The sequence below is a fragment of the Peribacillus simplex genome (assembly GCF_030123325.1).
In the GTDB taxonomy this organism is placed as follows: domain Bacteria; phylum Bacillota; class Bacilli; order Bacillales; family DSM-1321; genus Peribacillus; species Peribacillus simplex_D.
Window position 1 is genome coordinate 1,301,809 of the sequence record NZ_CP126106.1, and the last position, 16,341, is coordinate 1,318,149.

A 16,341-nucleotide genomic window follows, 5' to 3' on the forward strand; every position below is an offset into this window, starting at 1 on the left:
GAAAATTTTACATCTGTAGTATGACACAGGGGAATGAGCGGAAATTACACCTTTGGGGGGGCTTTCCGATTTGTTTCTTGGGTTCGTGGAAGAAGCATATGTATACATGCAAAAAAAACTGACCCGTCACAAATAAACAGGGTCAGCTTGCATTAACTTGAAAATGTGCCATAAACTTTTTGGACATAATTCTGAGTTTCTTTAAAGGGCGGAATGCCGTTATATTTATTGACGTTTCCTGGCCCTGCATTATAAGCAGCAAGGGCAACCTGGATGTCCCTGTCATATCGTGCCATCATTTGACTTAAATATTTACTCCCGCCCATGATGTTTAGTTCTGGATCGGTTGCATCATCCACCCCAAGGCTTTTTGCAGTTGCTGGCATTAACAGCATAAGGCCAGTAGCACCCGCATAACTGGTGGCTTCAGGGTTGAAGTTCGATTCTTGTTTAATGACAGACTTAATCAGTTTTTCCAGGAGATTATAAACTGGCCGCCTGGCTGATGATGTGATCATAGTTTTTGGCGGTTTCGCTGCTGCTCTGATTGTTAGCATGGGCAGTGGATATCGGGTTGATGTTCATGGATGTTAGGCCGCCGGGTTGAAGAAAGGATTTCGTTTCCGCTTCCACATTGGATAATAAGGAACCCAATGTCTGCGAAGTGCTTTCAAGAGCATCATCCGAAACCAGTTCCGAGAGCATGTCCTGGAAAACGGATCGAGATGAATTTGTACTTGTGATGCTGCCATTTGTGAATTGCTGGATTGCCCGCAATTCCATAAACGTTTTGAAATCTTGGATTTTCAAACTCTCCACCTCCGAATGGATTCAAACAGGGTTATTCCTGGAATTTGGCGCGATAAAACCTCTTAACCTTATTTTCGGTTTCCCTTACCGGAATTTGAAGGGTTTCAAGGAGGGTCAGGAAGTTTTTTTTCCCGGCCATTGCATCCGTCACTTCATATTCAAGCTCAAAGTCTTCCTGATTCAAATACGAACTATGATCTAAAACAAGTAACCCCTCTTTGTAAGGAAATTCAAGACGGTCTGTCTTTAGTGTCCCAAAGCAGGTAAAATCTTTTGGATCAATGCCGCATTCGAGGATAAGATGTTGGATCTCGCCATCAGGGAATGTGTTATGATTCAGAAATGCATATGCGGTTTCTTCAGGAATAGCTTGATTCGTTTCCAATAATCCTTCTGTCGCGGGCTGTTTTAAAGTCAGCTCGAAACGCCCGTTTTTCTCCCGGATCCTAAGCGCAGAATCTTGATTTTTCAAAGTGAATCCGAGTGTATCGAAATAATGATTTTTCTGTGTTTTAAAGTTCGATGCCCCGAGATGAAAGTATTCGATCAGTTGACGAAATTCTTTTTCGCTTAAAAGGTTTTTAAATTCAATTTCAATATGCTGGTTCATGTGTTCCATCCTTTCTGGCTGATTCTTAGGTTAATCATATAAGAACCATTCCAGCTGTCAAATTGAATTCAATAATTTTTTGCTATTGTACTTGAATATTTAGGAATCAATTGCAGGATATGATAAAATATAAACGTTGAGCACGAAAATGGATTATCGTATATATAGAAATTTAATACATACTTATGCTAGAAAAAGATTTAATAGGATCCAGTGGTGAAATGGCTTAAAGTCATGTGACTGCTGGATTTAGGAGAGCGCTCTGCCCATACCAGAGTTGAACAGGCGCTTTTTAGATAGATATAGGTGGTGTGGCAATGGAGAGTTGGGACGATTTCTTGGCGCCTTATACTCAGGCTGTCGAAGAATTAAAGGTTAAGCTAAAGGGATTAAGGAAACAGTTTGAGAGAGAGAATATTCACTCGCCGATCGAATTTGTAACAGGCAGGGTAAAGCCGATTGTCAGCATTTTGGATAAGGCGAGCCTGAAGGATATCCCCATTGATAAATTGGGAACTGAAATTCAGGATATTGCAGGGCTTCGCATGATGTGCCAGTTCGTGGATGATATCGAACAGGTAGTTGAACTATTACGAGGTCGCAATGACTTCGAGATAGTCGAGGAGAGGAATTATATTTCCCATAAAAAAGCAAGCGGCTATCGTTCTTATCATGTTGTAATCCGCTATCCGGTCCAGACGATCCATGGCGAAAAGAATATTCTGGCCGAAATACAAATCAGGACTCTTGCGATGAATTTTTGGGCGACGATTGAACATTCTTTAAATTATAAATATAAAGGCATTTTCCCGGAAGATATCCAACTGCGACTCAAACGTGCAGCGGAAGCGGCCTTCCTGCTTGATGCAGAGATGTCGCAAATCCGTACGGAAATCCAGGAAGCACAGCGTCTTTTTTCCAGGAAGAAAGATTCTTGAACGCATAAATGGGCAAACGAAAAGAAATCTAATTTGTGAGGTGGGATTACATGAAATTTGCGATTACGTCAAAAGGAGATGCGAAATCGAATACTTTAATGCAAAGGATGCGAACATATCTTCAGGACTTTCACTTGGAATATGACGAAGATAAGCCGGATATTGTCATTTCTGTCGGTGGTGATGGCACTTTGTTATATGCTTTTCACCGTTATAAGAATCGATTGGATAAAACCGCCTTTGTCGGTGTACATACAGGACATCTTGGTTTTTATGCAGATTGGACCCCTGATGAAATTGAAAAATTGGTGATAGCTTTAGCGAAAACCCCATTTCAAATAGTGGAATATCCACTGCTCGAAACGATTGTCCGTTATCAGCATGGAGGACGGGAAGCCAGATTTTTGGCTTTGAATGAATCGACGGTCAAAAGTGTGGAAGGGACGCTCGTCATGGACGTTGAAATACGCGGCCAGCATTTCGAGACATTCCGTGGAGATGGTTTATGCATTGCGACGCCATCTGGAAGCACGGCGTATAATAAGGCGCTTGGCGGGGCCATCGTCCATCCATCAATCGATGCCATCCAGATCACCGAATTGGCATCCATTAATAACCGGGTGTTTAGGACGGTAGGATCTCCACTTCTGCTGCCGGCACATCATACGTGTATGTTCAGACCGGTCAATGCGGTCAATTTTCAAATTACGGTCGACCATTTGTCCTTGCTTCAGGAGAATGTAAAGTCGATACAGTGCCGAGTGGCAGATGAAAAGATCCGATTTGCCAGGTTCCGCCCTTTTCCTTTCTGGAAAAGAGTACATGATTCATTTATTGCTAATTAAGGAGATAGATTCACCTCATGTCAAATCAAAACTTTTCTTTGACCTGGTCGGTTTTCGAAGAGGATTCTGGCTCTTTATTGCGAGAGTTTCTCAGCAAATGCGATATTTCAAAACGAGCATTAACGGATATTAAGTTTAAAGGTGGATATATCCAGTTGAACGGCGAAGAAGTAACAGTAAGGGAGCGGATTGAAACGGGTGACATCGTCACCGTCATATTTCCGCAGGAACAGGCAAGCGAAGGCCTTTTGCCGGAACCCATCCCCCTGAACGTCAGATATGAAGATGAGTTTGTATTGGTGGTGGCCAAGCCCCCTTCCATGAATACCATTCCGTCCCGCGAGCATCCCAACGGCAGTCTGGCGAATGGCTTGGCGGGTTATTATAGGAAGACGGGAATACAGGCGACGATCCATATAGTTACACGTCTTGACCGTGACACATCAGGTTTGGTTTTAATTGCCAAGCACCGGCATATCCATCACCTTTTAAGTGAACAGCAAAAATCAGGACAGGTTAAACGGAGATACCAAGCCGTAGCTGAAGGAATCGTTGAAGGACCTGAAGGAGAGATAGTGGCGCCAATCGGACGAAAGTCGACCAGCATCATTGAACGGGAAGTCAGGGAGGATGGCCGGTATGCCTGTACCCTATTTAAGGTATTGGCACACACAGAGTCCCGCACATTCCTTAATTTGGAACTCCGGACAGGTCGTACACATCAAATCAGGGTCCATATGGCGCATATTGGTCACCCGCTGGCTGGTGATGATTTATATGGAGGGAACAGGAGAGGTATCCCTCGCCAAGCCCTTCATTGTTTCGAATTGAAATTTTTACATCCTTTCACCAAGAAGATGATGTTGTTTCAAGAAGAGTTGCCGGAGGATATGACCCGTTTGCTCGAGGAAAGTAAAGGATGGGATTCCTGACTTTATATCCGGTCTGCATTGAAACGAATTCAAGATTATGAAAAAATCGATAGACGCAAAAAAACTCACCAAGATGGCGAGTTTTTTTGGTTAATCAAAAGATGTCCTGAACTTTTCCGCTATATAAGGCATGGAAGAAGGCACCTCTTGAAGATCCATTTCGGGATAACGTACAGCCGTCAATTTTCCACCGAAGACGCAGCCTGTATCAATATTATATGTATGATTGACTCGTCTAGCTTTAGGGACTGGTGTATGTCCATATACGATCCATGTTTTCCCCTTGTAAGATTTTGCCCAGTCTTTCCTGACCGGAGACCCATCGGGATGTTTGGAGCCATTGATATCACCATAGAGGACAAAGGTTTTTACCTTATTGCTATATTGACCAATATAGTCACTGCGAATTCCTGCATGGGCAATGATCAATCGCCCTTCATCAATGAGTTGATAAAGCGGGGAACGTTCATACAGATCCATGAATTTTTTTCGGATCTTCTTCTGCTCCCGAATGTTCAGTGATTCATATTCTGCTACAGTAGTTTCTAAACCGTGTGAAATTTGAACTTTATTGCCTGAAAAATAACGATACAATTTATTGCAGTGGTTACCTGGCGCATACCTCGCTATATTTTGGTTAATGACTAATTCATGGACAACCTCTATTACTTTAAGGGAATTTGGGCCCCGATCGGTTAAATCCCCTACAAAGCCGAGAATCCTTCCAGAGGGATGTACAGGAAACCCAGTCTCCCATGTATAGCCCATTTTTTCGGTCAGCTGCCTGAATTCAGCGAAACATCCATGAATGTCCCCTATGATATCGATGTTCATTTGACACACCCTTTGTTTGTTTTGTATATGTTTATGGTATTAGTATAGTATTATTTAAAAAAATAAAATATAAACGAGGAAATGAAAAAATATGTTTTAGGAGGTGTATGGTTATGGAGGAGATGAAGGACCGGGGGCGGGAGAGCAGTCAAATGAATAACGAGCTTTTGCTTGAAGCGCTTAAAACGGAAAGTCTAGATCAGTTTCGTACGGAGTTCCTTGAAATGCATCCATATGATCAGGCTCAATTTTATACAAGCTTGTCAGATGAATTCAGATCCGTCGTTTACACATATTTGTCACCGGAAGAAATGGCGGGCCTGTTTGAAAATATAGAAATAGATGAAGAAAATTACGAAAGCCTTTTGGCTGAAATGAATCCTTCTTACGCAGCCGATATGCTTTCCCATATGTATGCGGACGATGCGGCTGACGTCTTGAATGAAATCAATGATGAGCAGGCCGTTAGCTATTTGACCATCATGGATGATGATGCGGCAAGTGAAATCCAGGAGCTTCTGAACTATGAGGAATCTACGGCAGGAAGTATCATGACGACAGAATTCATTGCCATTGAAGCAAATGAAACCGCTCGATCAGCCATGCAGATCTTAAAAAGGGAAGCTCCGGAAGCGGAAACGATTTATTATGTGTTCGTTACCGATCAGGATAAGAAGCTGCTTGGTGTTTTGTCGCTCAGGACATTGATCATTGCTGATGAAGATGCTTTAATCGGTGATTTAATGGATGACAGGGTAGTTTCCGTACCTGTATCTGAAGACCAGGAAGAGGTGGCACGAAAAATCAGGGACTATAACTTCCTTGCCGTGCCCGTCGTCGATTTCCAAAACCATTTGTTAGGGATTATTACCGTTGATGATATCATTGATGTCATGGATGAAGAGGCATCAGATGATTATTCTAAATTGGCAGGTATATCTGACCTTGATCATGTTGATAAGAGTCCATTTTCCGCTGCAAAAAAACGGCTGCCTTGGTTGGTCATCCTCTTGTTCTTAGGATTGCTGACTGCAAGTTTGATCGGCCGATTCGAAGAGACACTAAGCCAAAAAGCGATTCTGGCTGTATTTATTCCATTGATTGGCGGCATGGCTGGGAATACAGGAACCCAAGCATTGGCAGTAGCGGTCAGAGGAATCGCAACAGGTGAATTAGAACAGGATAGCAAGTGGAAACTAGTCCTAAGAGAGGCTGGAACTGGGCTTATTATTGGCCTGACATGCGGAATTGCCATCACTTTTATTGTCTATTTTTGGCAAAATGATTTAATGCTGGGATTATTAGTCGGTATTTCGATTTTCATAACTCTGATCGTTGCCACACTTGCCGGTTCAATCGTCCCGCTTCTCATGCATAAAATGAAAATCGATCCAGCAGTAGCTTCAGGCCCTTTCATTACAACTATAAATGACCTTATCAGTATTCTTATTTATTTCGGATTAGCAACATTATTAATGGGCTATTTACTATAAGCCAAAGGAGGCCCTCTTGAAGGGCTATTCCCACAGGACTTTAGAAAACGGTGTTTTTATCAAAGGAAATTTGATATACTGTCATTAGTAGCAGGTACTAATAACTTGTATTAAAAATAGGAGGTCACATACGATGACTTTTTCATTAGAAGGAAAAACGTTTGTCATAATGGGTGTTGCGAATAAAAGAAGTATTGCATGGGGAGTTGCCCGTTCCTTACATAAAGCAGGTGCAAAGCTGATCTTCACTTACGGAAAAGACCGTACGGAAAAAAGCGTTAAGGAACTATCTTCTACATTGGAAGGGGATTCTTCCATTATTTTACAATGTGATGTAACGAAGGATGAAAGCATTGATAAATGCTTTGCGACGATTAAGGAAGAAACAGGTATCATTCATGGCGTGGTACACAGTGTCGCATTCGCTAACAAGGAAGAGCTGGACGGTGAGTTCGTCAACACGAGCCGTGAAGGGTTCTTGCTTGCCCATAATATCAGTTCATTTTCTTTAACGGCTGTAGCTAAAGCGGCGAAGGAAATCATGCCGGAAGGTGGCAGCATCGTCACAATGACGTATCTTGGCGGTGAACGGGTCATGCCAAATTATAATGTAATGGGAGTGGCCAAGGCCTCACTTGAAGCCAATGTCCGTTACCTGTCAAGTGATCTTGGCAAAGATAACATTCGAGTGAATGCAATTTCAGCAGGACCTATCCGGACCTTATCCGCTAAAGGTGTTCGTGACTTCAATACAATTTTAAAGAAGATTGAAGAAGAAGCACCGCTTCGTCGTACAACGACTCCTGAAGAAGTAGGGGATACGGCAGTATTTTTATTAAGTGACATGTCCCGCGGAATTACCGGGGAAAATATCCATGTGGATTCCGGTTACCATATAATCGGATGACAATAAAACAAGGGGGGCCGAAATCGGTCCCCTTTTTTATTGGTTGTCAACTATGCATGTATGAACTGATACATCCTCAATTGATACCTTTCCACCTTTTTTCATCTTCGGAGCTCCTTTAACAGCCATTATTTATTAGTTTTCTCCACCAATCCCCAACATATCCAAGATTGGTTGATTCCTTTTTTGGGGGAGTGGCACATCTCCAGCATAAAGAAGGGTGAATCTCATATAAATGATACATAGAGCTGATATTCATTGTTTGCGAGAATCGGCAAAAACCTGCTTTCAACCCTATTCGTGAAAAAGAAGGAGGGGAATCATGGACGTGAAGAAAGTTGGTCTGCCTTGTGCTGCTGGAAAACAAACCATACACAATCCGCTGAAGAGACATATTAATTTGAATGAAAAAAATATCAGCACTTCATATACTGCCGAGGAATTGGTGGAGCTATTGTCCCGGCTTCCAGCCTTTGCACCTAAACCTGTTTGTAAGTTCATCATCAATGACCGTACACTGTTTGGAAAATTGGAGCAAAAAAAAGAGTCCAGTTTGTTCATAAGGCATAAATTCGGGAAAAAAGTTGTCCAATACCATATGGAGCAGCTGCAGTCTGTGGATATCCTGAAATATTAAGGAGGGTTTTCATGTCAGAGAAAAATGGCGATAAGGAATCCAAACCACTATTATATGTCGATCAAGCAAAAATATCAGATCAGCGTGGGAATATGCAAAGTGATTTTCGAACGAAAAAAGCTACACCTAAAGACAGCGTTGAGCCTGAACCCGAACTACAGGAAGCCGGACAAAAAGAAGAAAAAATCGAAAAAGTCAAACGTGAATTCGGTGTTTATGATGCCATGAAGGAAATTGAAAAAGAGATTACGGGATTAAGGAAAATCACTGAACAATATGTCCCTGAGCAAACTCCGGTTGAACAAATGGAACATCCTGAACAAATAGAACAAGAAAAGGAAAAACCAGTTAAGAGAAAAAGGAAAAAGGTGGAGAAGAAAGAATCTTCCCGCGACATCATTTCCCGCCTATCCAATCATCAAGGTTTTCCAAAGCCATTATGTGAGGCTATTGTTAACGGAAAAACGATTCGGTTTCATGTGTTGGGAATGAAGGGGGAATCTGTGAAGATTAAAAGAGGGAACCATATTCGTTTCGTGGGCATGCCGGATATCATCGATGCCAAAATAATTGAAGAATCTAAGTGAAGGAGCAATATTAAATGTTTCCCCCACAAAGTGAATTTACCTTATTTATAATATTAGGCTTGGCTTCCTTCAGGCTGACACGTTTGATCGTTTTCGATAAAATCATGGAGCCGCTCCGCCGCCCCTTTTTTAAAGAGATAGAGGAAAAAAATGAAGAGGGGGATGTGGAAATATTTTTAATGCCCAAGGAGAAGGGCCTGCTTGGCTGGATTGGACAATTGCTAAGCTGTTACTGGTGCGTGGGTGTCTGGGTAAGCCTTTTTCTGGTTTTCCTTTATATCCAACATTGGTTTATTGGCGATGTATTGATATTAATCCTTGCCGTAGCAGCAGTAGGCGCAATGATTGAGGTCATAATCAGCAAAATTATGGACATTTGATTGGAAACAACTTGTCTCTTCGTTCATATAGTATGGTATAGATCTTAAAGGAGGAGTCATAAATTGAATCAGAAACAGAATCCATGGGCTTATGCAAAACCGATTAAAAAAGATCAACCGATCAAAATCAAGAAAGACTGTGGCTGTAATAATAACAATAAAAATAAAGGCTATTGAGTGAAAAAACCTTTCCATTTCGGAAGGGTTTTTTTATTTCCTAATCCTACCATTCATAAAAAAACAGTTAAACAAGAAAATAACAATAGAACAATAAATTAGGATGTGAATCTATGTTCAGACAAGGAAGATATTTTAAGGGCAGCTTGCTGGTTTTTATGGTTATTTTTTGTGTGCTTACTGGGTGCAGCAATAAGAATGATGGAAAAACGGAGAATTTAGCAATGATTAAACGTACGAATCCTGAACCGATGGATATCATTAATGGAATGGATGGGAAGGATGAAAAGGGATTGATCTCAAAGGTCAAGGAAACAGTTGCTAATGAAGACACCATCTATGACGTGATCGTCGTGAAAAACGAAAAAAAGATTATCGTCGCTTATAAAGTTAAGCACATGCAACGTTTTCATATGAAGAAAATTGAAAAGACTGTGACTGAAAATCTGGAAGAGAAGTTTCCCGATAATGATTTTATCGTATCAAGCGATTATAAAATCTTTTTGGAATCTGTAAGATTGAATGAGTTACTCAAAGAAAAAGATGTACCCGAGAAAAAGGCAAGGAAGAAGTTCAAGGAAATTGAAGAACTTCAAAAAGAATTAATTTAGAAGAGAGGTTCAGCTATGAGCGGCAAGGAGAAAACGACCCCACAGCAGAATGCGTATCAAGAGCTACAAGGGAAGCATGAAATTAAAAGACCAATAGTGAAGAATTGTTTGAAAGCCTTTTTAGTAGGTGGCATTTTCTGCATGGTGGGACAAGCCATTTCCTACTTCTATATTTACTATTTCAACTTTACGGAACAGACAGCCGGAGGTCCTACAACTGCCACCATGGTGTTCCTGGCTCTTTTGATGACCGGTTTCGGGTTTTACGACCGCATTGGCCAGTTTGCTGGGGCAGGAAGTGCCGTCCCTGTTACAGGATTCGGTAACGCAGTCATTTCGGCAGCAATCGAACATCGGACGGAAGGTTTTGTACTTGGTGTTGGATCCAATATGTTTAAATTGGCCGGATCGGTCATTTTATTTGGAGTATTCTCAGCGTTTGTCGTGGCGTTGATAAAAACAATTTATCAAATGTTTGGGGGCTAAGCGGTGTTAAAGGGAGAACAAACATGGCTGTTTACCAATAAACCGGTCATCTTGGAAACAGGGGTAACAGGCGGGCCATTTGAAGCAAATGGAGAAATCGCGGGTGATTTCGATATCCTATACGACGATTTGTGGATGGAGAAGGATTCATATGAGAAGGCACATCGACATTTGATGGAAAAAGCGGTTGAGCTTGCATTGGAAAAAGGTAAGATCAACAAGGAACAGGTGCAATTTTTTTTGGCGGGTGATTTAATCAATCAGGTTACACCTACAAGCTTTGCAGCCAGAACTAATGGGATTCCATATTTCGGCTTGTTTGGAGCCTGTTCCACTTCAATGGAAGGGCTTGCCCTAGCTGCCTTCATCACTAATTATGGCGGGGCTAACTATGTGTTGACAGGCGCCTCGAGCCACAATGCAGCTGTTGAAAAACAATTTCGCTATCCAACTGAATATGGAGGGCAAAAACCACCTACAGCTCAATGGACGATAACAGGAGCGGGGGTGGCTCTGGTTGCTCCCGATGGAAGCAAGCAAGGGGAATTTCCCCATATTGTCTCGGCCACTATCGGAAAGGTCATTGATATGGGATTGAAGGATCCTTTCAATATGGGGGGAGCGATGGCACCGGCGGCCGTCGATACGATACTTGCCCATTTCAAAGATACTGGTTTGACCCCGGATGATTATGATTTCATCATTACTGGTGATTTAGGTCAAATAGGGAGGGAGACAGCCATTGACTTATTAAAGCAAAAGGGCTGTGACATCAATCAGGAAAAATTCAAGGATTGCGGATTGATGATTTTTAAAAAGGATCAGCCTGTTTTGGCTGGCGGGAGCGGTGCGGGATGTTCGGCAGTGGTTTTATACGGTCATATATTAAATGAGATGATTTCCGGTAAATATAAAAAAATCCTGCTTGTCGCAACAGGAGCATTACTATCGCCACTTTCCGTCCAGCAAAAAGATACAATTCCATGCATTGCACATGCTGTGGCCATTGAATATGGGATGAATTCATGAGAAAGGAGAGATTTCGATGTTAGCAATGTTTTTTTGGGCCTTTGTCATCGGTGGCTTGATCTGTGTTGTCGGCCAGCTTCTTTTCGATGTTGCTAAGCTGACACCAGCACATACGTTAAGCTTGTTCGTTGTAATAGGAGCTGTTCTTGGCGGATTTGATTTATATGAGCCGCTTGTTGACTTTGCCGGTGCTGGAGCAACCGTACCGATCGTTTCGTTTGGGAACTCGCTGGTGAACGGTGCAATGATGGAATCGGAAAAACATGGGCTCGTTGGCGTACTGACAGGTATGTTTGAAATTACGAGTTCCGGTATCTCTGCAGCAATCGTCTTTGGATTCATAGGAGCCTTGGTTTTCAGACCAAAAGGATGAAATAAGCGGAAATAGGCAGCCTGGACTAGGACATGGCCTATACATATTTGTCCAGACCTACATATGTTATCAGTAAGCTTTAGCGAGAGCGAGGTGATATGTATGTTTGGTTTTGGTGGCTACGGTTGTTGTAACGGCAGCGGTTATGGATATGGCGGCGGTTATGGCGGAGGATGCGGTGGCGGTTCCACTTTTGCGATAATCGTTGTATTGTTTATCCTATTGATCATTGTGGGGGCTTCTTTCTGCTAAGGTAAATGGAATGGGCAGAAGAAGCCTATTCCATTTTTTTTTGTTTGGGCCAAGCACCATTTTTCTGATAATGCCATAGGATAGGTACAGAAAAGGGAGGGGCTTAGGTATGGATAATAACTTTTTTAAAAACATAGAAGGTAAAACGGGCGTAAATATGAAAGATGTATTAGAATTGGCAAACTCGCTGCAAGGAGCCAATTTCAAAGATGAAACAACTGTTAGAAATGTCATTAAGCGTGTTTCAAAAATAGCGAACAAACCAGTCAATAAAGAGACGGAAGATAAAATCGTCCATTCCATCGTAGCAGAAGGGAATAAACTGGATTTCGGTACTATTTCTAATATGATAAATAAAAAATGAAAAAAGGCCTGCTATCATGCAGGCCTTCAGACTGTAGAAAACTCTAAGAAAATCGAGTTTGCCTGCAGTTTTTTTAAAAAAAGTTGTAGTTGATTCCATAGATATGCCGACTGCTTGCCAAGCCTCCTCGCCGAAAGCATCTAACGTGTCCCGGCAAGCCAGTTTTTCGGCAGGAGTGTCGAAATTTCAAATATAAATTAGTCTTTAACATGGTTCGGGATAGACCAGTCCGAACCCCATCTTTTTTTTCTTCCATTTCCTAAAATGGATAGCATGCTTTTGGTCAAAGCTTCAGAAAACGTGATGGATGGGCGGTACGTCCGCGTCTAGTTTGCAGGATGGAAAGGTAAAGGTCCTTTTTAGCCCTGGTTGCCGCTACATAGAGCAATCGTCTTTCCTCTTCAAGAGGGGAAAGTTCCCCTTTCCGGTAAGATTCAAGTGCGAAATCATGAGGAATGCTGCCATCGACAGCAGCAAGAACATATACGGTGTTATATTCAAGCCCTTTGGAACGGTGTATGGTGGTAAGCTGTATGGCATCCTTAAAATGTTTCGATAGCTGTTTAATCTCCTGGACCATCGCTGTCATATGATCGACATGTTCAAGGAAAGCGGCGACGGTGGGAAATCGATTTGCTGCCACCTTTAAGTCACGGATGTCATCGGACCCTTTTTCCAGGTTCGCATCATTTCCGCGTTTTTTTACATATTCCTGGTATCCTAAATCTTTCTCGATAATTTCTAAAGCTACGAGTGGCGACATAATTTTTAAAGAGCGGATCTGTCCTGGAATCGTTTTTAATTTTCGTTCTTGAAAAGCATGTCCTGTCTTAACAAAAGCAAATGCATCGATAAAATCACAATCCTGCAATATTGTCATTGCTTTTAACTCCTGTAATATACTTTGCTTTAAGAATAAGGAGGAAAGGACATCAGATGCTGCCTTGCTGTCATGAGGAAACAAACTCAAGCGCATAAAGGCAAGCATGCCGCGGATGACCTTGCGTTGATAAAACGAGTCCGCATCCTTTTCAATGACGAATGGCAGGTTGGAAGCGGCTAGCCGTTCAAAAATGGCCCTGGACATCGTGTGTGTCCTGTACAAAACTGCAAAGTCCCCAGGGTTTGCTCCCTTGGATATTTTCTCTTGGATATCGGATACGATCATCGTTGCTTCCAATTCCTCATCATAAGGATAAAATAAAACAGGGGGATTTCCTGAATCATGCTGTGCCCTCATCTTTTTCTCCATCCGGTTCTGGTTGCGCTTGATCAATCGGTTCGCTGTAGCGACAATTTCATGGGAAGAGCGGTAATTCTCCGTCAGCTTCACAACTTGGGATCGAGGGAAATCATGATTGAAATTCAAAATATACTTCGGATCGCTTCCCCGGAATGAATAGATGGATTGATCATCATCTCCAACTGCACATACATTTTTTGATTCAGCAGAGAGGAGTTTTATCAATTCATATTGAACTTTATTGATATCCTGAAACTCATCTACCAAAAAATAGTTAAACCTTTGTTGGTATTTCTTTAAAAAATCCGGGTGATTTTTTAAAAATACATAACAGCCTACAAGCATATCATCAAAATCATACTTCCCTGTTAGCTGTTTATATTCCTCATATTTCTTATATAAAAATAAACACGATTTCTCCCAATCGTCCTTAGGGTGAATATCTTCTGGAAAGGCCAAAGAGTTTTTCCAAAGCCCGATTTGTTGAAGGGCTTGATCATATGCAAATTCCTTATCATCAAGTTCCAATTCCCTGCCAGCCTGTATCAATATCTTTTCTTTTTCCCACTCCCACTTCAATAGGAAATCGCGCTGCCATTTGGCTGGTTCATGGAAAATCAGGATTTTATAAAAGATGCTATGGAAGGTCCCGCTAACGATTTGAGAAACAAGGGAAGGCTTCATATAAGGATAGCCGAGCAGACGCTGCTGCATTTCCTTTGCGGATTTAGCCGTAAATGTTACAAGCATGATACTTTTTGGATCAATTTTTTTCACTGTAAGCATATAGGCAGTGCGTACCGTCAATACGCGGGTTTTCCCGCTTCCTGCTCCTGATAGGACGAGAATTGGACCATCGATCGTCATTACCGCCTTGAGTTGCTCTGCATCGAGTACAACCCCTGATGAGGATAATTCTTGAAAGTATGGTTCCTCTGATTGTGCCAGACCATATGATTTATCTGAATATTTCGGATTGCCGGTTATGGGCCTGCTTTTAAGGAAAGGTTCTGTAATGGTCTTTGTTTCCGTAATGGTTCGTGATGTTGGAATCCTAAATCCATTCTGTTCCATATATTCCAATGGCTTGTCCTCGTTCACCGGTTCTGAAATTGGCATTTCACAGGGTCCCTGCGATGGGTCACTATGATAAAAATAAGGTGTCTCATGGATGCCAATAAATAATTTCACTGGTTTATGACAAATGATACAAGAAAGCTGATCACGTTTTCCTTTTTCAAAAAGTGTCTGCAGCTCACCAGCTGAAACGGTATGTAAATGTACAATTTCATTGCCAGATTTTGCTTGATTCATATAAATGGATACCTCTAATCTATAAAAATATCGGCAATACTCATCATACCAGAAGATTAGGAAAAAAGAATGCAGAAATCATGTTTAAATTATGGTTCCGGATGTGTAATTAAATGACAGCATAACTATTTAAATAAAAGGAGGGGTTACTATGGGATACATAGCACCTGTCAGACAATTTGATTATATTCAATATGCCAACAGGACGGTCGAAGCTGCAGAGAAAGTAAGAATTGTTAAAGGAACGACACCCATTCAACCTATCCGTTTTGATCAGGTGTTGGAAAGGGAAAGCATGGGAGGATTACTTCAAATACGAGATAATGATCGGGTAAGTACATATGGAGCAGGCACATATCAAATGGGCATGAGGGTCAGTGAAGGTTTAGCGGCTGGAATGACAGGAAAAGGAAGGTTTATCAACAAAATTGTCTAGTTTCTCCATGAAAGACAAAAGAGGACACGTGAAGTGTCCTTTTTGTGTTGATTTTATTAAAGAATGTCAATTTCCACGATTAGAGCTAACAATAGTTGCAATAATAGTTGGATGTTTAGGGCGATTTGTGCATCAGTTGTTGTAATGTCGATATCACGGCTGTTTTCAACAATTGTTTTTTGGCGCGTGATTTGTTTAACATTAGAAGATTGGATTAATTCTTGAGTGATCTTTTCAGCATTATCAGCATCCGCAATGGAAATGCTTACGATGACCGCAATAGCAGCTTGCAGGGCAGCTTGCAGAGAAAGGGCCGCTTTAACATCCGTTGAAGTGATATTTACATTACAAGAATCTTTAATGTAAATAAGTTCTTCAGAAAGCTGTACTTGATTATTATCCTGTCTTGCCTCTTGGCTAATCTTTGTGTCATCGTCGTTACAGAATCCAGACAGGGGATGTCTGGAAGCGGAATCTAGAGCCGACCATGATCTTTCAGAATCGTCATGTGTGTTACAATTGCTACGATATACATTTTGGTTCATGTTGTTTTTTCCTCCTTAGGTTTTATTCCCTATTAAAATATGCTTTGTTGATTAATCGGGTTGGACGAATAAATCAGTTAATTCGTCTATTTTTTTATACTTAGAGAAAGTATTGGTGTGTGGGGATGAATAATAAAGAAGCTGGAGCTTTAGGAATGAAATGTATGTGCTGCTATGTCTCGGTTTACTTATTTCTCGCCAGCAAGTAGGGTGATTAGGTGATATGGTGCGTCATTTATCTTTGGAATCCGTGAATTTGTTGTGGATGGAATTTGTAACTGGATTAACATCATGTTCCGTGATGTTCTTTTCTTGGTTTATGATTTTTAGTGATTGCTCTTGTAAATAACGAATGGTTTCTTTAAGGTTGTTTTTCTCTCTTTCAGTTAGATCGACTTTTTCCTTCTTGAAACCATGTTTTCTCATAGTCCTCGAAACCAGCAGTTCCATCAGTCTTTTTTGAGACTCCTCCAGGTTAAATTCATTGTTACCCATAAAATTTTCCCTCCTTCTTGCTTTCTATATATAGACTATGTAT

22 protein-coding genes are annotated in these 16,341 nt (G+C 41.4%); 15 read left to right on the plus strand and 7 right to left on the minus strand.

All coding sequences use genetic code 11. The annotated features are described in order from the left end of the window. Positions 1 to 152 precede the first annotated feature (152 nt). Genes QNH43_RS27620 through QNH43_RS06265 form a run of 3 tightly spaced genes read right to left on the minus strand, consistent with a single transcriptional unit; the run spans position 153 to position 1,420 of the window. Positions 153 to 518, minus strand: a complete 366-nt coding sequence (locus tag QNH43_RS27620) for a lytic transglycosylase domain-containing protein (protein WP_349654804.1) — start codon at positions 516 to 518, stop codon at positions 153 to 155. Next, positions 484 to 810 (minus strand): hypothetical protein, encoded by a 327-nt coding sequence (locus tag QNH43_RS27625; protein WP_349654805.1) that lies wholly within the window; start codon positions 808 to 810, stop codon positions 484 to 486. The genes QNH43_RS27620 and QNH43_RS27625 overlap by 35 nt, the downstream gene beginning before the upstream one ends. Positions 811 to 841: 31 nt before the next feature. Then, on the minus strand, positions 842 to 1,420 hold the full coding sequence (locus QNH43_RS06265) for a CYTH domain-containing protein (RefSeq protein WP_283917186.1): 579 nt from the start codon (positions 1,418 to 1,420) through the stop codon (positions 842 to 844). 317 nt (positions 1,421 to 1,737) lie between these two features. Between QNH43_RS06265 and QNH43_RS06270 the strand changes: the two genes are divergently transcribed. The 3 genes from QNH43_RS06270 to QNH43_RS06280 are packed head-to-tail and all read left to right on the plus strand — an operon-like array spanning position 1,738 to position 4,135. Beyond that, positions 1,738 to 2,358 (plus strand): GTP diphosphokinase, encoded by a 621-nt coding sequence (locus tag QNH43_RS06270; protein WP_034314484.1) that lies wholly within the window; start codon positions 1,738 to 1,740, stop codon positions 2,356 to 2,358. Between the two features lie 50 nt (positions 2,359 to 2,408). Continuing rightward, a complete protein-coding gene (locus tag QNH43_RS06275; protein WP_283917187.1) occupies positions 2,409 to 3,203 on the plus strand; it encodes an NAD kinase in 795 nt (264 codons plus the stop codon). Between the two features lie 17 nt (positions 3,204 to 3,220). Continuing rightward, positions 3,221 to 4,135 (plus strand): RluA family pseudouridine synthase, encoded by a 915-nt coding sequence (locus QNH43_RS06280; RefSeq protein ID WP_283917188.1) that lies wholly within the window; start codon positions 3,221 to 3,223, stop codon positions 4,133 to 4,135. A gap of 90 nt (positions 4,136 to 4,225) precedes the next feature. Here QNH43_RS06280 and prpE read toward each other — a convergent pair whose 3' ends face one another. Next, the gene (gene prpE / locus QNH43_RS06285; protein WP_283917189.1) at positions 4,226 to 4,969 is read right to left on the minus strand and encodes a bis(5'-nucleosyl)-tetraphosphatase PrpE; all 744 of its coding nucleotides are present in this window, start codon (positions 4,967 to 4,969) and stop codon (positions 4,226 to 4,228) included. Positions 4,970 to 5,091: 122 nt separating this feature from the next. On the opposite strand from prpE, the gene mgtE reads away from it, so the two are divergent. The 11 genes from mgtE (at position 5,092) to QNH43_RS06340 (ending at position 12,265) form a co-directional block, all read left to right on the plus strand. Next, on the plus strand, positions 5,092 to 6,462 hold the full coding sequence (gene mgtE / locus QNH43_RS06290; RefSeq protein ID WP_434060184.1) for a magnesium transporter: 1,371 nt from the start codon (positions 5,092 to 5,094) through the stop codon (positions 6,460 to 6,462). A 133-nt stretch (positions 6,463 to 6,595) separates the two neighbouring features. Further along, positions 6,596 to 7,369: an enoyl-ACP reductase FabI gene (fabI, locus tag QNH43_RS06295; protein ID WP_283917190.1), complete on the plus strand. Its 774-nt coding sequence runs from the start codon at positions 6,596 to 6,598 to the stop codon at positions 7,367 to 7,369. A gap of 322 nt (positions 7,370 to 7,691) precedes the next feature. After that, the gene (locus QNH43_RS06300) at positions 7,692 to 8,006 is read left to right on the plus strand and encodes a hypothetical protein (RefSeq protein ID WP_283917191.1); all 315 of its coding nucleotides are present in this window, start codon (positions 7,692 to 7,694) and stop codon (positions 8,004 to 8,006) included. 11 nt (positions 8,007 to 8,017) lie between these two features. Beyond that, on the plus strand, positions 8,018 to 8,593 hold the full coding sequence (locus QNH43_RS06305; RefSeq protein ID WP_283917192.1) for a hypothetical protein: 576 nt from the start codon (positions 8,018 to 8,020) through the stop codon (positions 8,591 to 8,593). A gap of 14 nt (positions 8,594 to 8,607) precedes the next feature. Continuing rightward, on the plus strand, positions 8,608 to 8,973 hold the full coding sequence (locus QNH43_RS06310) for a DUF1360 domain-containing protein (RefSeq protein WP_283917193.1): 366 nt from the start codon (positions 8,608 to 8,610) through the stop codon (positions 8,971 to 8,973). A 290-nt stretch (positions 8,974 to 9,263) separates the two neighbouring features. After that, positions 9,264 to 9,761 (plus strand): YhcN/YlaJ family sporulation lipoprotein, encoded by a 498-nt coding sequence (locus tag QNH43_RS06315; protein ID WP_283917194.1) that lies wholly within the window; start codon positions 9,264 to 9,266, stop codon positions 9,759 to 9,761. A 15-nt stretch (positions 9,762 to 9,776) separates the two neighbouring features. Beyond that, the gene (gene spoVAC, locus QNH43_RS06320; RefSeq protein WP_283917195.1) at positions 9,777 to 10,247 is read left to right on the plus strand and encodes a stage V sporulation protein AC; all 471 of its coding nucleotides are present in this window, start codon (positions 9,777 to 9,779) and stop codon (positions 10,245 to 10,247) included. 3 nt (positions 10,248 to 10,250) lie between these two features. After that, positions 10,251 to 11,276, plus strand: coding sequence for a stage V sporulation protein AD (spoVAD, locus tag QNH43_RS06325; protein WP_283917196.1), 1,026 nt, complete (start codon positions 10,251 to 10,253; stop codon positions 11,274 to 11,276). 16 nt (positions 11,277 to 11,292) lie between these two features. After that, positions 11,293 to 11,649 (plus strand): stage V sporulation protein AE, encoded by a 357-nt coding sequence (gene spoVAE / locus QNH43_RS06330; RefSeq protein WP_076367087.1) that lies wholly within the window; start codon positions 11,293 to 11,295, stop codon positions 11,647 to 11,649. 102 nt (positions 11,650 to 11,751) lie between these two features. Continuing rightward, on the plus strand, positions 11,752 to 11,901 hold the full coding sequence (locus QNH43_RS06335; protein WP_283917197.1) for a YjcZ family sporulation protein: 150 nt from the start codon (positions 11,752 to 11,754) through the stop codon (positions 11,899 to 11,901). A 109-nt stretch (positions 11,902 to 12,010) separates the two neighbouring features. Beyond that, a complete protein-coding gene (locus tag QNH43_RS06340; protein ID WP_034314458.1) occupies positions 12,011 to 12,265 on the plus strand; it encodes a sporulation-specific transcription regulator SpoVIF in 255 nt (84 codons plus the stop codon). A 283-nt stretch (positions 12,266 to 12,548) separates the two neighbouring features. Here the strand turns inward: QNH43_RS06340 and QNH43_RS06345 are convergent, their stop codons facing one another. After that, complete coding sequence (locus QNH43_RS06345) at positions 12,549 to 14,822, minus strand: ATP-dependent helicase (RefSeq protein WP_283917198.1); 2,274 nt, start codon at positions 14,820 to 14,822, stop codon at positions 12,549 to 12,551. Between the two features lie 151 nt (positions 14,823 to 14,973). Between QNH43_RS06345 and QNH43_RS06350 the strand changes: the two genes are divergently transcribed. Next, positions 14,974 to 15,258, plus strand: coding sequence for a hypothetical protein (locus QNH43_RS06350; protein WP_283917199.1), 285 nt, complete (start codon positions 14,974 to 14,976; stop codon positions 15,256 to 15,258). Between the two features lie 56 nt (positions 15,259 to 15,314). Here QNH43_RS06350 and QNH43_RS06355 read toward each other — a convergent pair whose 3' ends face one another. Both QNH43_RS06355 and QNH43_RS06360 read right to left on the minus strand, forming a co-directional pair. Beyond that, entirely contained in the window at positions 15,315 to 15,803 is a 489-nt protein-coding gene (locus tag QNH43_RS06355; RefSeq protein ID WP_283917200.1) for a spore coat protein, read from the minus strand. A 231-nt stretch (positions 15,804 to 16,034) separates the two neighbouring features. After that, on the minus strand, positions 16,035 to 16,298 hold the full coding sequence (locus QNH43_RS06360; protein ID WP_283917201.1) for a hypothetical protein: 264 nt from the start codon (positions 16,296 to 16,298) through the stop codon (positions 16,035 to 16,037). Positions 16,299 to 16,341 lie beyond the last annotated feature (43 nt).

Excerpts from the sequence above, each read along its gene's own strand:
- QNH43_RS06345 (WP_283917198.1), bottom strand. The coding sequence starts at position 14,822 with ATGAATCAAGCAAAATCTGGCAATGAAATTGTACATTTACATACCGTT.
- QNH43_RS06350 (WP_283917199.1), top strand. The coding sequence starts at position 14,974 with ATGGGATACATAGCACCTGTCAGACAATTTGATTATATTCAATATGCC.
- QNH43_RS06310 (WP_283917193.1), top strand. The coding sequence starts at position 8,608 with ATGTTTCCCCCACAAAGTGAATTTACCTTATTTATAATATTAGGCTTG.
- QNH43_RS06360 (WP_283917201.1), bottom strand. The coding sequence starts at position 16,298 with ATGGGTAACAATGAATTTAACCTGGAGGAGTCTCAAAAAAGACTGATG.
- QNH43_RS06355 (WP_283917200.1), bottom strand. The coding sequence starts at position 15,803 with ATGAACCAAAATGTATATCGTAGCAATTGTAACACACATGACGATTCT.
- QNH43_RS06270 (WP_034314484.1), top strand. The coding sequence starts at position 1,738 with ATGGAGAGTTGGGACGATTTCTTGGCGCCTTATACTCAGGCTGTCGAA.
- QNH43_RS06305 (WP_283917192.1), top strand. The coding sequence starts at position 8,018 with ATGTCAGAGAAAAATGGCGATAAGGAATCCAAACCACTATTATATGTC.
- QNH43_RS06315 (WP_283917194.1), top strand. The coding sequence starts at position 9,264 with ATGTTCAGACAAGGAAGATATTTTAAGGGCAGCTTGCTGGTTTTTATG.
- QNH43_RS06265 (WP_283917186.1), bottom strand. The coding sequence starts at position 1,420 with ATGAACCAGCATATTGAAATTGAATTTAAAAACCTTTTAAGCGAAAAA.
- QNH43_RS06275 (WP_283917187.1), top strand. The coding sequence starts at position 2,409 with ATGAAATTTGCGATTACGTCAAAAGGAGATGCGAAATCGAATACTTTA.
- QNH43_RS06280 (WP_283917188.1), top strand. The coding sequence starts at position 3,221 with ATGTCAAATCAAAACTTTTCTTTGACCTGGTCGGTTTTCGAAGAGGAT.
- spoVAC (WP_283917195.1), top strand. The coding sequence starts at position 9,777 with ATGAGCGGCAAGGAGAAAACGACCCCACAGCAGAATGCGTATCAAGAG.
- spoVAE (WP_076367087.1), top strand. The coding sequence starts at position 11,293 with ATGTTAGCAATGTTTTTTTGGGCCTTTGTCATCGGTGGCTTGATCTGT.
- mgtE (WP_434060184.1), top strand. The coding sequence starts at position 5,092 with ATGAAGGACCGGGGGCGGGAGAGCAGTCAAATGAATAACGAGCTTTTG.
- QNH43_RS06335 (WP_283917197.1), top strand. The coding sequence starts at position 11,752 with ATGTTTGGTTTTGGTGGCTACGGTTGTTGTAACGGCAGCGGTTATGGA.
- fabI (WP_283917190.1), top strand. The coding sequence starts at position 6,596 with ATGACTTTTTCATTAGAAGGAAAAACGTTTGTCATAATGGGTGTTGCG.
- QNH43_RS06340 (WP_034314458.1), top strand. The coding sequence starts at position 12,011 with ATGGATAATAACTTTTTTAAAAACATAGAAGGTAAAACGGGCGTAAAT.
- QNH43_RS27620 (WP_349654804.1), bottom strand. The coding sequence starts at position 518 with ATGATCACATCATCAGCCAGGCGGCCAGTTTATAATCTCCTGGAAAAA.
- QNH43_RS06300 (WP_283917191.1), top strand. The coding sequence starts at position 7,692 with ATGGACGTGAAGAAAGTTGGTCTGCCTTGTGCTGCTGGAAAACAAACC.
- prpE (WP_283917189.1), bottom strand. The coding sequence starts at position 4,969 with ATGAACATCGATATCATAGGGGACATTCATGGATGTTTCGCTGAATTC.